11 protein-coding genes are annotated in these 14,091 nt (G+C 61.1%); 1 reads left to right on the plus strand and 10 read right to left on the minus strand.

The genetic code is table 11. The features are described 5' to 3' along the window. The 3 genes from MKP05_RS04225 to MKP05_RS04235 are packed head-to-tail and all read right to left on the minus strand — an operon-like array spanning window position 1 to window position 5,002. Window positions 1-2,205 (minus strand): hypothetical protein, encoded by a 2,205-nt coding sequence (locus MKP05_RS04225; RefSeq protein WP_240567174.1) that lies wholly within the window; start codon window positions 2,203-2,205, stop codon window positions 1-3. Beyond that, a complete protein-coding gene (locus MKP05_RS04230) occupies window positions 2,202-3,788 on the minus strand; it encodes a tyrosine-type recombinase/integrase (RefSeq protein ID WP_240567175.1) in 1,587 nt (528 codons plus the stop codon). The genes MKP05_RS04225 and MKP05_RS04230 overlap by 4 nt, the downstream gene beginning before the upstream one ends. After that, window positions 3,785-5,002: a tyrosine-type recombinase/integrase gene (locus MKP05_RS04235; protein ID WP_240567176.1), complete on the minus strand. Its 1,218-nt coding sequence runs from the start codon at window positions 5,000-5,002 to the stop codon at window positions 3,785-3,787. The genes MKP05_RS04230 and MKP05_RS04235 overlap by 4 nt, the downstream gene beginning before the upstream one ends. 192 nt (window positions 5,003-5,194) lie before the next feature. Here MKP05_RS04235 and ettA point away from each other — a divergent pair, with 192 nt between their 5' ends. Further along, the gene (gene ettA / locus MKP05_RS04240) at window positions 5,195-6,883 is read left to right on the plus strand and encodes an energy-dependent translational throttle protein EttA (protein ID WP_240567177.1); all 1,689 of its coding nucleotides are present in this window, start codon (window positions 5,195-5,197) and stop codon (window positions 6,881-6,883) included. 230 nt (window positions 6,884-7,113) lie between these two features. Here ettA and lpxL read toward each other — a convergent pair whose 3' ends face one another. The 7 genes from lpxL to surE form a co-directional block, all read right to left on the minus strand. After that, entirely contained in the window at window positions 7,114-8,028 is a 915-nt protein-coding gene (lpxL, locus tag MKP05_RS04245) for an LpxL/LpxP family Kdo(2)-lipid IV(A) lauroyl/palmitoleoyl acyltransferase (protein WP_240567178.1), read from the minus strand. A gap of 11 nt (window positions 8,029-8,039) precedes the next feature. After that, entirely contained in the window at window positions 8,040-9,146 is a 1,107-nt protein-coding gene (gene alr / locus MKP05_RS04250) for an alanine racemase (protein WP_240567179.1), read from the minus strand. 195 nt (window positions 9,147-9,341) lie between these two features. Beyond that, window positions 9,342-10,346, minus strand: coding sequence for an RNA polymerase sigma factor RpoS (gene rpoS, locus MKP05_RS04255; protein WP_240567180.1), 1,005 nt, complete (start codon window positions 10,344-10,346; stop codon window positions 9,342-9,344). 129 nt (window positions 10,347-10,475) lie between these two features. Continuing rightward, window positions 10,476-11,657 (minus strand): peptidoglycan DD-metalloendopeptidase family protein, encoded by a 1,182-nt coding sequence (locus tag MKP05_RS04260; protein ID WP_240567181.1) that lies wholly within the window; start codon window positions 11,655-11,657, stop codon window positions 10,476-10,478. Beyond that, window positions 11,650-12,675 (minus strand): DUF368 domain-containing protein, encoded by a 1,026-nt coding sequence (locus MKP05_RS04265; protein ID WP_240567182.1) that lies wholly within the window; start codon window positions 12,673-12,675, stop codon window positions 11,650-11,652. Before MKP05_RS04265 ends, MKP05_RS04260 begins: the two co-directional genes overlap by 8 nt. Next, the gene (locus MKP05_RS04270; protein WP_240567183.1) at window positions 12,672-13,352 is read right to left on the minus strand and encodes a protein-L-isoaspartate(D-aspartate) O-methyltransferase; all 681 of its coding nucleotides are present in this window, start codon (window positions 13,350-13,352) and stop codon (window positions 12,672-12,674) included. The genes MKP05_RS04265 and MKP05_RS04270 overlap by 4 nt, the downstream gene beginning before the upstream one ends. Next, window positions 13,339-14,085, minus strand: a complete 747-nt coding sequence (gene surE, locus MKP05_RS04275; protein ID WP_240567184.1) for a 5'/3'-nucleotidase SurE — start codon at window positions 14,083-14,085, stop codon at window positions 13,339-13,341. Before surE ends, MKP05_RS04270 begins: the two co-directional genes overlap by 14 nt. Window positions 14,086-14,091 lie beyond the last annotated feature (6 nt).

Raw genomic sequence — 14,091 nt, forward strand, 5'->3', positions numbered from 1 at the left:
TTACACCTCAATATCGTCTAACATTGCTGACAACTCATCCAACGACGGCAGCTGCTCATTTTTCGCTTCGATGACGTTGGCGTCCATCAGCCCTGCCATTGCTGCGGCATTGTTTGTAAGTGTCCAACCATTATCGACGTTCCACACGATGTCGCCGTTTTCGAGTTCGGGATTCTCCAGGGTTCGGATCAGCGCGTTACACTTATAGAGATCCATACCCACTTTTTTGACCCACTCCGAGGCCCCAAAGATATCGCGAGACTTGGCATCAAGCGCTTTGTCATAGCGGCGCTTAAGGTCCGCGCGCTCTTCTTTGAGATTTGCGAGCTTCACATCATCACCCTTCACACAACCGAGCTTCCCGCATGTCAAGCAGGCCCCCATTTTCGGGCAGGGTTCGGAGGCAAAGTTGTGCACACAGATCCCAACGTGGGTCTGATGGATGACTAGATCCTGATCACCCTCATGGAGATCTCTCACATCACTGAGACTCAATGGTTGACTTGTTTTGACCTTTTCCAGCCGCTGAGCAGCGTTACTTCGCTTCGTTTTTGGATGATATTGCGCAACTCTTTGGGTACGTTCTTCGACGGTCTCATGGTTGTAGACCGAGCCCATAGTAGTGCGCCCAGAAAACGCATCGATCAACAGTTGTGAAAGTCCTGCTCGGTGCATCTCAGTATTCAGCTCATGACGGAAAGCATGCGTATTCACCTTAAGCTTACCATATCCATGCCGCTCAAAAATATTTTGATCATTCTTAGCCTCTCCTAGTTGCTTCCTCAATCGGAAAGGTTTGGTAGCGATCTCCACTCCAAAGTCATGGGCCATTTTGGCTCCACTCTTTGTCTCATTAGGCAGGCTACCCGTTCGCACCGTAAATAACGCGTCACGGTACTTTACGCGATTTTTACCGTCTTCGGCAGATGTGGTGTACGGAAAGTCTTTAGGCAGATACTTTTCGCGCATTAGCACATTGAGTTTACGCAACGTAATGACTGCTTTATCGTTAAATACATAGTGGCTCAGTTTTCCATTCACATAAATTTTTTCCCCATTGCTGGTATCCCATCCTGCCCTTATCTCGTCAAGCACTGCCTGCGCGCCTGGACTTAGAGCCTTATTTTTTGCTAAAGAGTCGAGTAATCTATACTTAAAAATGTGTCGCCGTGAAACCAGCCGACCACTCTGCAACTTAAGCGCAGCACAGGCCTCATCATACGATAGCGGTTCATCTTGGCCTTTCAGGGGCACACCTTCATGCGACGGATATTCATCGGGATGATCTTCGAGCCATGCTGCATACTGGCGCGCCTCATCAGTGATCGGAGCCACCAGCTCAATGACACGTTCCACTGAAGGCTCCATGCCGGTCACAACTGGCTTAACCGTCGCTCCAAAACCCTTCTCAGCGTACCATCGTAGGAACATGCGCTGGCCGCCATTAGCACCCTCTTTAAACACCACAAAATCACGCTCAATATCGGCCAACTCACCGACGCGACTAGGCTGGCTGAGCAGGAGGACACATGCTGATGTAGTTATAATGTCCAGCGGACTGGTCAGATCGTTATTAAACAACTCCCCCAAGGCTATAATGGCTTCACGGCTCGGCAATTTTTTGTCGCGATTTGCCCTCTGTTCCTTCAGCGTACCTGAGGACTTCATTCGCAGCGGCGAAGACCATCGAAAGGGGGTGGCAAGCAACCCTTTCTCCCTCATCAACTTGACTATCCGTTCGAGATTTTTGCTAAGCTGGTATGCAATGTAGTCAGGATGTTTTGTTTTGAAATGTTCACAGGCTCTATTGCAGATAGCAGCCGACAGTCTTGTCACGTCCCGAGTTCCAGACAATTCGACCAGGGCAAGCTCAAGAGCCTTGGCAGCGGAGAGGTACCCCTTCACCGACTGCTTTCCTAGAAAAACTCTATAATAAACAACTAGAGCCTTGGCGAAATCTATGAACGGCGGCTGCATATACTTTTTGTCTTTCGCCTTCGCATATCTGGGTGATCCATGGGCAGTGAAGGCGCAATTGGAAACTCCCGACTTATGCCACGAGTCCATATCCCACCGAATCCCCGCATAAACCCGTTCATTAGGAACGCCCTTAGGCAGAGTGGCTGTCGCCCACGCGACAAAGGCATTCAGTTGCGCGGCGGCCTTAAGGTGGTTCTGAGGTTTAAAATCGATGATCTTACTCATGCGTCATTTCCGCCTACCTTGCCTGATTCACGCAGCGCGTTGCAATCGATAATTATCTTGCGACACGCTAAAATGGCACGATCCCAGAGCACACCCGTGGTTTTATCCGTGGCAATGGTCTGCGCCCGACGACGTTCCAGACGCTCAAGTGCTGCTCTGTGATCCGCGTCCAAGAGTGGCTGAAATTTACTGCATCCGTAACAAGTGAATGGGGCGTCCAGGTGGCAAACTGTATCGGCACCGCAGACGGCCAAATCCTCAATCTGGCGGTCTATACGATCTCCATTTTTGGCCGAAACTCGGTCCGTCACGATGGTGCCCGTAAAAGCTCTTACGACAAGCGCGAGATGATCGCTCATCTTCTCGTCAATCAGCTTCATCAACTCAGCCGATACCGCTCGGTATTTACGGACGGTCCGTGTATTAGAATGCATCAATGCGCTGGCAATTGACCACTCATCCAGCCCTGCGTTCGAAAGATCGGTGCCAAGTGTATGCCTGAAGCGATGGCCATTGCTGATTTTCAGAGGCTGATGGGTGCGCGAAGAAATGGGAAAGTCAGGCATACTCTCCATTTGAAACAGCCAAGACCATACAACTCCAGAGGCAGCATGAAACTTCGCCTGAGGTGCCTGCTCCAACGCATTTTGATCGGGCTCGTCAACTATGACGGGGGTCAGCTTTAAATCTCCTCCTCTCTTTTCCAGCTTGCGACAAAAAAGTGGCACATGCTCAATCGCTTTATCCCAATCGGCTCGACCAGGATATTCCTTCTCAAGTCGAGCGAGGACAATCGACCGATAGGCCTGCACGAAATTGTAAAGATCTTCATCTAAGTTAAAGGTCTCGGACTTTGCTCTCCATCCCGCATCATTATCTTTCTGCTTCGCCCAGAAGATTCGAACCTGATAGCCCCGTTCGGTTTTGATAAAGTCGTTAAAGACCATCATCCGTAGTTGCGCACCACGCTGCCCGTAGGTCATCAACAGACGCAAATAGAGGTAGCGCTCAGGATCTAAATTGCCGTGACATAACTGCTCATGCGCCCACTGATGTAGGGCGTCTTGCTCTACTTGCGTGAACGGCCCCTGTTCAGGATCTAAGCGCAAGATGACATCGATTTGGGGCCGCTTCTTCCTGGGTAGTTTGTCATAAGCATCAATCAAGACTTGCGATGGTCGCTGTTCAAGCGATTCACATTCTTGCCAAAATTTCATGAAACTAGCCAGGGTGGAAAAATCGCTCATACAAAAACGCTCGCGCAAATCGATCAGGTGATACTCATTGAGCGGATCTAGCCCTACCTGCACCGCGCGCGAAAGAATTGAAACAGCTGATTTAATAGATGCCTGTGTGACCTCCGCCATGCGGTAAGCCAAGGCGGCGTGTAACCAGCGTTGCCAGTCAGACGGAACACAAGCGAGTGCGGCTTGCCAATTGATAGCTCTTTCTGTCTTATCAGGTCGCCACATCGGTTCAGAAGGAGTGAAAAACTCGCCGCATTTGGAAAGTCGAGGTGTATTCAGCCAAGCATCGAGAGTGTCCTCCGTCGGTGCTTTAAGTGCGGCAGCTGCTATATTCATTCTGCGTATCCCTTGAAAATTTCAGCCTCATCACTCTTCCTGACTGCCTTGAATTTCTCCGAGCGTTTTTTTATTGCTTTATCTGCTTCTTCCTTCCAGAACTTTGCGCCGTAGAGGCCCGGCATGTTCGATTCAGGACTCCACCCAAACATCCAAGTGAGGGTCTTTTGAACTTGAGTTGTGCGATCCTCTGGCGTGAGCTTTTCAAGCTCTTCACGCATGCTTTCAAGCATCGTGTAGACCGAGTCATGCCTCAGAATATGGGGATGAATATGAGCCAGCTCAGGCGCTGCCTTGCCGACTCGGGGGAAAACGCCATCCAGCGCTTTGATGCTTAAAGGTTTACCTTCATTTCGTCTATGAGATACGAGCAAAAAAGGATGCTTTTTCGCTTCAGACGGCCCCTTCGTCATGATACGGTGAGTGTCTACATACTCCTGTAGCGCCCAGATAAGGTCATCACTCATTTGCAGCATGCGTTCGTGGGTTTTGAATTGTGGTGCCAGAGCACGCGGGTCGATTTCCTCATCCTCAAGATTGACAACTGAGAGTTTCCCGCTGTGCCAATGAATGTCGCTCAGCTTAATCAGAAGCATTTCGGAGCGACGCAACCCCGACTCAAGACCCAGGAGAAGGATAATATAATTACGCAGCCTCAGCGATTTATTTGCGAAGGGACTCTTGGCGTTTTCAGGATGCATGACCTCTAATAAGCGATCACGCTCCTGATTACTCAGCCCTTTCATCTCTTCGTTTTTTCTCTTCTTCCAGGCAGGCTTGGCGGCCTTTATTTTTCGATTGAAACGTCGCTCAACATCATCAACGGCCACATCTCGTGTCGTTTCGTCACCTAGCTTGTCATACAAAAACTTGAGATAGTCACGCACAGCTTCAAGACGTTGCTGTGCATGAGTTCTACCTACCGTTTCATAGCCAGCTGGTAGAAGACGCAAATCCGCGTACTTTTTATCCAGAGTTTTTTTATTTAATGCAGCGTCCGCAACGAATCGTGAAATTTCACTATCACTTAAATAGCGTGACTTAGGGCGATCTTCCAAGCGCTTTATCAGATCAATTGACTCATGCTCTAGGAAGTCTTCAAGCAACCCGATATGCTCTAAATATTTTTGCTGTGTGTTTAATGCCCGACTCGACTGCTCAAGAGTCACATAAATATTCGGATAGTAAACAGGCATGTGCTCTTGCACCAGCACCTTTCTCCTAGCACCATTGCACGTTATTTCTACGACCTTGCAACCCATGACCACCCCACCCCAAACTTGACTTTTCTCAGTATAGTAAAGAATAATAGGTCGGCCAATCATAAAATAACTTTTTTCATTTTGCGCCACGCGCTCAAAAACCTTCTAAAGTCATGAATTCACAAGCCTATAGGTGTTATTAAGATGGCAAAAGGCGACAAGCACGGGCAAACAGGCTCTTACGTCTACACCATGAACCGGGTGGGCAAGGTCGTGCCCCCCAAGCGCGAGATCCTCAAGGACATCTCGCTCTCCTTCTTCCCGGGCGCGAAGATCGGCGTGCTGGGTCTCAACGGTGCCGGCAAGTCCAGCCTGCTGCGGATCATGGCCGGGATCGACACCGAGTACAACGGCGAGGCTCGCCCGATGCCGGGCATCAACGTCGGCTACCTGCCCCAGGAGCCGCAGCTCGACGACGACAAGAACGTCCGCGAGACCGTGGAAGAGGCGCTGGGTGCCATCAAGGAGGCCCAGGAGAAGCTCGACGCCGTCTATGCCGCCTACGCCGAGCCGGATGCCGACTTCGACGCCCTGGCCAGCGAGCAGGCCAGGCTCGAGAACATCATCGAGGCCGCCGACGCCCACAACATCGAGCGCAAGCTCGAGGTGGCCGCCGAGGCCCTGCGCCTGCCGCCCTGGGAGGCCCGGGTCGGCCACCTCTCAGGCGGCGAGCGCCGTCGCGTGGCGCTGTGCCGGCTGCTGCTCTCCAGCCCCGACATGCTGCTGCTCGACGAGCCCACCAACCACCTGGATGCCGAGTCCGTGGCCTGGCTGGAGCGCTTCCTGCACGACTACTCCGGCACCGTGGTGGCGATCACCCACGACCGCTACTTCCTCGATAACGTGGCCGGCTGGATCCTCGAGCTCGACCGCGGCCAGGGCATTCCCTTCGAGGGCAACTACTCCGGCTGGCTGGAGGCCAAGGAGCAGCGTCTCGAGCGGGAGGCCAAGCAGGAGGCCTCGAAGAACAAGGCGATCAAGCAGGAGCTGGAGTGGGTGCGCAGCAACGCCAAGGGCCGCCAGGCCAAGAGCAAGGCGCGCCTAAACCGCTTCGAGGAGATGCAGTCCGGCGACTTCCAGAAGCGCAACGAGACCAACGAGATCTACATTCCGCCCGGCCCGCGCCTGGGCGACAAGGTCATCGAGTTCCACGGTGTCGCCAAGGCCTTCGATGACAAGCTGCTCTACGAGGACCTCTCCTTCACCGTGCCCAAGGGGGCCATCGTCGGCATCGTCGGCGGCAACGGCGCCGGCAAGTCGACCCTGTTCAAGCTGATCAAGGGCGTCGAGCGGCCGGACGCCGGCGAGGTGGTGATCGGCGAGACCGTCGACATCGCCTACGTCGAGCAGCTGCGCGACGCCCTCGACGATAGGCAGACGGTGTGGGAAGCGGTCTCCGACGGCCAGGACATCCTCAACATCAACGGCTACGAGGTGTCGTCACGGGCCTATGTGGGGCGCTTCAACTTCAAGGGCAACGACCAGCAGAAGTTCCTCAAGGACCTCTCGGGCGGCGAGCGCGGCCGGCTGCAGCTGGCCCAGACCCTCAAGCAGGGCGCCAACGTGCTGCTGCTCGACGAACCGTCCAACGACCTGGACATCGAGACCCTGCGTGCCCTCGAGGAGGCCCTGCTGGCCTTCCCCGGTTGCGCCATGATCATCTCCCACGACCGCTGGTTCCTCGACCGCGTCGCCACCCATATCCTCGCCTTCGAGGGCGAATCGAAGGTGGTGTTCTTCGAGGGCAACTACCAGGAGTACGAGGAGGATCACCGCAGGCGCGTGGGCAACGATACCCCGCACCGGATGAAGTACAAGCGCATCGATGCTTGAGAGCTGTAAGCCTTAAGCTGGAAGCTGTAAGAAGCCCCACGATCGCCTGGTCAGTGGGGTTTTCTTTGCCCTCTGGACATAACGGGCGGGCAGCGGAGCGGCGCCGGTGGCAGGCTGAAGCGAAGGTCATTCGCCATGGATGGCGAATGTAGCGCCCAGGGAGGGGTTCACAGCGCCTTCGCGAAAGCCTGCCGCCGGGAAAGCCGCGATTGCGGGCAGGCACATGGGAGCTAGTAGAACCCGGGCTCACCTTCCGGGCGCGTCTTGAAGCGCCGGTGCAGCCACAGGTACTGCTCGGGATGCTTGCGGATCGCGCCCTCGATGAAGGCGTTCACCCGCGCCGCATCGGCCACTTCGTCGCCGCTGGGGAAGTCCTCCAGGGGCGGCAGATACTCCAGCGTATAGGTGCGATCGTCGGGGTTACGATGGAACATCAGCGGCATGACCGGCGCGCCGGTCATGCGGGCAATCTTGGCGGTGAGCTTGATGCTCGCCGTCTCGATGCCGAAGAAGGGGGCGAAGACGCTGGCATGGCGGCCGAAGTCCTGGTCCGGTGAATACCAGACGGCATGGCCCGCCTTGATCCGCCGCACCACCCCGCGCAGATCACGCCGATCGATGGCGGTTCCGAAGATGCGGTTGCGCGCCCGGGTCATGAAGCGCTCGAAGAGCGGGTTGTTGTGGGGCCGGTAGACCGCATCCGCCGGGAAGAACAGCGAGTGCAGGGCGCCGCCCAGGTCGAGGGTCGAGAAGTGCACGCCGATGATCAGCGCCCCCCTGCCCTCGGCCCGCACCCGGGCCATGTGCTCCTGCCCCTTGAAGGTGACCCGGTGGCGTAGGTGCTCGGGGTCGCGACACCAGCCGGTGGCCGTCTCCAGGACGCCGATGCCGTTGGCGATAAAGGTCTCGCGCACCAGTCGGCGATGCTGCTCGTCATCCAGTTCCGGGAAGCACAAGCGCAGATTGGTCTCGACGATATGCCGGCGGCGCGGCACCAGTCGCCAGACCAGCAGCCCGAGCCCCTTGCCGGTCCATAGCTTGAGCCGCCAGGGCAGCCAGGCGGCGACATACATGGCCCCGATGGCCAGCCAGGTGGGCCAGAAGCGGGGGTGGGCGAAGGAGCTGGGGTAGTCTTTCCGTGACATGCGGCGGTCCGTCAATCAAGACCGCCATGATACCGCCTCGGCACCCGCGGCAGCACCCCTGTGAGCAGGGTATAGCTGATGGTGTCGCAGTGCCGCGCCACCTCGTCCGCCGACAGCACCTCGCCATTGGCGGCACGCCCCCAGAGCACCACCTCGCTGCCGATCCCGGCCTCGGGAATGTCGGTGATATCGACCGTCAGCATGTCCATGGAGACCTTGCCAGCGATCGCCGTGCGGCGCCCCTCGACCAGGACCGGGGTGCCGTCGACGGCATGGCGGTCATAGCCGTCGCCGTATCCTGCCGCCACCACGCCGATCCGCGAAGGCCGAGGCGCCTTCCAGCGCCCGGCATAGCCCACCGGCTCGCCGGGGGCGAGCTCACGGACGGCGATGAGCCGCGAGCGCAGCGTCATCACCGGTTTCAGCCGCCGGCTCGCCTCGCTGGAGGCCTCCAGGGGGTCGCCGCCGTAGAGCATAACGCCGGGGCGGTTCCAGGCGCCATGGGCCTCGGGCCAGGCCAGGGTCGCCGGCGAGTTGGCCAGGCAGGTGGGCGCACCCAGCCGCCTGGCCAGTGTCTCCAGCAGCGTCATCTGACGCTGGAAGTAGCGCGGATCCAGGGAATCGGCGGTGGCGAAGTGGCTCATGAGGTGCAGGTCGCAGGCGTGCTCCGGCGCATCCGCCAGACGCCCCCAGGCCGCCTCGACCCGCTCGGGGGGAAAGCCGAGTCGATGCATGCCCGAATCCACCTTGAGCCAGACCGGGATCGGCCGGGCCGGCCGCCGGGCCAGCAGGGCGTCCAGCTGCCAGTCGCTGTGTACCGCCATCCATAGCCCCAGCGCCTCGACCCGCTCGAGTTCGCTGGCCTCGAAGACCCCCTCGAGCAGCATGATCGGCGTAGTGATCCCCGCCTCGCGCAGGGTCACCGCCTCCTCGAGGCAGGCCACGGCGAAGGCCGGGGCCAGGCCCTCCAGGGCACGGGCGCAGGCCACGGCACCATGGCCGTAGGCATCCGCCTTGAGCACCGCCAGGGCCCGGCTGTGGGGGGCCAGGTCGCGGGCGAGACGGTAATTGTGGCGAAGGGCGTCGAGATCGATGTCGGCGATAAGCGGCCGGGTCATGGTCGGGGTCCTGGAGCGTCCACGGGGAATGCCACGATTATCCACCAAAGACCAAGCCATTTCATGGCAAATGCTGCTGACTTGACCATCTAGGGCAGTACAAACGGCATATACAGGCGCACCCGGACAGGTGAATTACCTGCGCGGCATGGGACAGTGGAATGCCGGTGCCGGAGGCCCCTCCGGCACGCGACGTCACTCGAAGATGGCATCCAGCGAGAGCCCCTGCTTGTCGAGCAAGCGGCGCAGCTTCTTGAGCGCTTCCACCTGGATCTGGCGCACCCGCTCCCGGGTCAGGCCGATCTCCTCGCCCACCTGCTCCAGTGTCGCCGCCTCATGGCCGCGCAGGCCGAAGCGGCGCACCACCACCTCCATCTGCTTGTCGGTCAGTTCGGCCAGCCAGTCGTCGACGTGCTGCTTGACGTCGCCATCGACCAGCGAGGACTCGGGCCCCAGGTCGTTGTCGTCGGCCAGGGTCTCGATCAGCGGCTTGTCGCTCTCGCCGCCCATGGGATAGTCCACCGAGGAGACCCGCTCGTTGAGTCCCATCATCTTCTTGACGGTCTCCACCGGCTTGTCGAGGTAATCGGCGATCTCCTCGGCGGTGGCCTCGTGGTCGAGCTTCTGGGTCAGCTCGCGGGCCGCGCGCAGGTAGATGTTGAGTTCCTTGACTACATGGATCGGCAGACGGATGGTGCGGGTCTGGTTCATCAGCGCCCGCTCGATGGTCTGGCGGATCCACCAGGTGGCGTAGGTGGAAAAGCGGAAGCCGCGTTCGGGGTCGAACTTCTCCACCGCGCGGATCAGGCCGAGGTTGCCCTCCTCGATCAGGTCGAGGAGCGACAGGCCGCGATTGAGATAGCGACGCGCGATCTTGACCACCAGGCGCAGGTTCGACTCGATCATCCGCGAGCGTCCCATGGGATCGCCCTTGCGAGCCAGGCGGCCGTAGTGGACCTCCTCCTCGGGCGTCAGCAACGGCGAGAAACCGATCTCGTTGAGATAGATCTGGGTGGCATCGAGGCTGTGGTGGTAGTTGCGGTCCTCGCGGCTCAGCGCCTTCTCGAAGGCCTCGTCGTCGCTGATGGTGTCATCCTCGGTGTCGGCCACCACCTCCCCCACTTCCTCGATGCCCTCGTCGTCCGAGCCCTCGTCCGACTCGAGATTCACATCCTGAAGGTCCCGTTCAAGCATGCTCATCGGTTGCTACCCCATGGTTGCGACTTGTCGCCGTATGGCTCCCGCACAGGAGGATCGGCGCTTGCGGTTATTATTGTGTTACGTCCCGGTGGCAATGAATGCAGCATTTTGCCCGACGAGCCGCCGCGCTCAGCGCGACGGCAGGAATTCCAGGGGATCCTGAGGCTGGCCGTCCTTGCGCACCTCGAAGTGCAGCCGGACGTCCTCGGCGTCGCTGTCACCCATGGTGGCGATCACCTCTCCGGCCTCGACCACATCGTTCTCGCGTACCCGCAGGCTGTCGTTATGGGCATAGGCGCTCAGGAACTGGTCGTTGTGCTTGAGCAGGACCAGGTTGCCGTAGCCCCTCACCCCGTTGCCGGCATAGACCACGATCCCGGGCCCGGCTGCCTTGACAGGTTGCCCCTTTTGCCCGGCGATATCAATGCCGGCGGTGATGGTCGAACCCTCACCGAAGCGCCCGACGATCTCGCCGTCCACCGGCCACCGCCAGGCCACCTCGTCGACGGGCGTGTAACGGCGTCCATCGCGATCCTGGCTCGGCTCGCTGGCCCCGGCCACCGCTGTCCCCGCATCGGGCTGCGGTGCTGCCTCCTCCTGCCGTTGCTCCGCTACCGGCGCCGGCTCGGGGTTGGCTTCGGCCACCTCGCGGCTCGGCTCCACCGCCGGCTCGGCGGCTTCCTGGGGCTCCGCCTGACGCGCGGCCTGCTCTTGTGCGGCGCGTCGCTCGGCCAGGTCCCGCTCGCTCAGCGCGCCATCGGCGCCGGGGCTGTCGTAGTCGTAGACCGGACCGGGTCCCTGGCCCGACCCCGTGACCCCGGCGGCGCTCTCCATGGCCACCTCGCTGGGGCCCTCGACCGCCCGCTCCTGCTCGAGGCGCTGGGCGGTCAGGCGGCGATTGCGCTCGATGGCCTCCTCGTCGGGCAGCAGCCAGTCCATGTCGCTCCCTGGCTCGGCGGGAACCTGCTGGCCGCCGATCCCGGTGGCCACCACGCCGCGATCGCCAGAGGCCTCGCCGGCAGACGCCCGGGCAGAGGCTTCCCCCTCGGGGGTCAGCGCCAGCTGCTGGCCGGGCTGGATCTGGTAGGGAGGACTGATCCGGTTGAGCCGCGCCAGGTCGCGGTAATCCATGTTGTGCCGCCAGGCGATGCCATAGAGGGTGTCGCCGGCCTCCACGGTGTAGCCGCCGGCCGCCGTGTTCTCGCGGCTGGCGGAGAGGTCCTGGACCTGCACCGGCGGGGCCTCGCCCTGCTGGGCGGCACACCCCGCCACGGCCAGGGCCAGGCCGGAAATCAGCAATACCTTACGCATCGGAGCCTTCCTCCTTGTTGTCTGACCGATGAGAAGCGCCTGGCCCATGGAAAGCGCCGGCCTCACGGGAGTCAGGGGATATCGGCCCTGCCGGTGGGGCAGGTCGTCCGGTACGGCCGAGCAGCAGAACCAGGGCCGCCCCGACCAGCGCCAACGCCACGACCGCCGTGAGCTGCGCGGCATCGCCGGTCAACTGGGCATAGTCGCCCGGGGTCAGGTAGCGGTAGTCCAACGGAATCATCTGCCCATCCGGGCCGAGCCGATAGCTTACCAGTTCCCGCCAGGGCCAGAGTACCGGTAGCGAGCCGACGATGAAGCCGACCAGCAACTGCAGGGTGGCGGTGTGATGGTGGCGCAGCAGCCAGGAGAGCAGGCGCGAGAAGAAGAACAGGCCGATCAGGCAGCCCAGCCCGAAGATCGCGATCAGGCCCAGGTCGAAACTGCGGATGCCCTGCATCACGGTGCCGTAGAGCCCCATGGTCAGCAGCAGGAAGCTCCCCGAGACCCCCGGCAGCAGGAGCGCACTGATGGCGATGGCGCCCCCCACCACCAGCATCAGGTTGGCGCTGCCGAGCAGGGTGATCAGCGGCATCAGCGACGGCAGCCAGTGGGCCAGCAGCAACCCGGCCACCAGCGGCAGGAGGTGCCACCACTTCCAGTCGGCGGGATGGCAACTGACCACCACCGCCGACGCCGCCACCAGGCCGAAGAAGAAGCCGTTGAGCAGCAGGGGATGGCCGTCCATCAGCCACACCACCAGGTGCGCCACGCTGACCAGGCTGGCGGCGATCCCGGCCAGCAGTGGCAGCACGAAGGCGAGGTTGAGGTGCGCCGCCAACTGCGGCAGCCCCCCCCGGCGCCAGGCGACGAAGGCGCTGGGGCCGAACTGCTTGATCGAGTGGATCAGCTCCTCGTAGATCCCGGTGACGAAGGCGATGGTCCCGCCGGAGACGCCGGGTACGGCGTCGGCGGCCCCCATGCCGGCGCCCCTGAGAAAGATACCCAGATGTCGCTTCAACGAATGACTCCTTCCAGCAGCGGCACGAAGCGTACCGACTCCAGCCGCTGTTGCTCGAACTGGTTGCCCTGGCGCTGCACCCGGGTCAGCCACTGGCGCCCCCGGGCATCGGCCAGGGGCGTGATCAGCACCCCCTCCTCGCCGAGCTGGGCCAGCAGCGGCTCGGGCAGTTCGGAGGCGCAGGCGGTCAGCAGGATGACGTCGAAGGGGGCCGCCTCCGACCAGCCATGGCCGCCGTCGGCCAGACGCAGCCGCGCCTGGTGGGCGCCCAATCGCCGCAGCCGCTGTCCCGCGCGACGGTGCAGGGCATTGATCCGTTCCACCGACCAGAGTTCCGATACCAGCCGCGACAGCACCAGGGTCTGGTAACCGGAGCCGGTGCCGATCTCCAGTACCCGGACGGGGCTCTCCTGGATCACCAGCTCGGTCATCCGCGCCACCATCCACGGCTGGGAGAGCGTCTGGCCGTGGCCGATGGGCAACGAGGTGTCCTCGTAGGCGCGGTGGGCCAGCGCCTCGTCGAGGAACAGGTGGCGCGGCTCCCGGGCCATCACCTCCAGCACCCTGGGGTCGCGGATGCCCTGGGCGGCCAGTCGAGACACCATGCGGTCACGGGTTCGCTGCGATGTCATGCCGATCCCTTGCAGCAGATCGGGGCGTAGATCAGGTGAGTGCATCCAGCCAGCCCTGCACGTCGTCGAGTGCCGCATGCCGGGTGAGATCGGTCTGCAGCGGGGTGATGGAAACGAAGCCAGCCTCCACGGCGGCGAAGTCGGTGTCCGGTCCGTCGTCGGCGTTCTCGCCGACGGCGGCGATCCAGTAGCGCACGCGGCCACGCGGATCGCGTACCTCCAGCGGGCGCGCCGCCGGCCCGCGATAGCCCATGCGGGTGACCCGGAAGCCCTGGATCTCGTCCCAGGGGAGGTCGGGCACGTTGACGTTGAGCAGGCTGCGCGGCGGCAGCGAGAGCTGGTCGGCCGCCCCCACCAGGCTGGCCGCCACCCGACCGGCGGTATCGAAGTGACGCGAGCCGACCAGCGACATGGCGATCGCCGCCATGCCCAGGTTGCGCCCCTCCATGGCCGCGGCCACGGTCCCCGAATAGAGCACGTCGTCGCCCAGATTGCCACCGTGATTGATGCCGGAGATCACCAGGTCGGGCTTCTCGTCCCAGACCCCGTTGACCCCCAGGTAGACGCAGTCCGCCGGCGTGCCGTCGACGCTGTAGAAGCCGTTGTCCAGGGCGGTGAGCGCCAGCGGCCGGCTCAGGGTCAGGGAGTTGCTCGCCCCGCTCTTGTCGCGATCCGGTGCCACCACGCGCAGCCTGGCGTGGCGGGCGAGGGCATCATGCAGGGCGCGCAACCCCGGCGCATGCACCCCGTCATCGTTGGAGAGCAACAGTCGTCGCATCGTCAT

The organism is Halomonas flagellata (genome assembly GCF_022487945.1).
Taxonomy (GTDB): Bacteria; Pseudomonadota; Gammaproteobacteria; order Pseudomonadales; family Halomonadaceae; genus Halomonas; species Halomonas flagellata.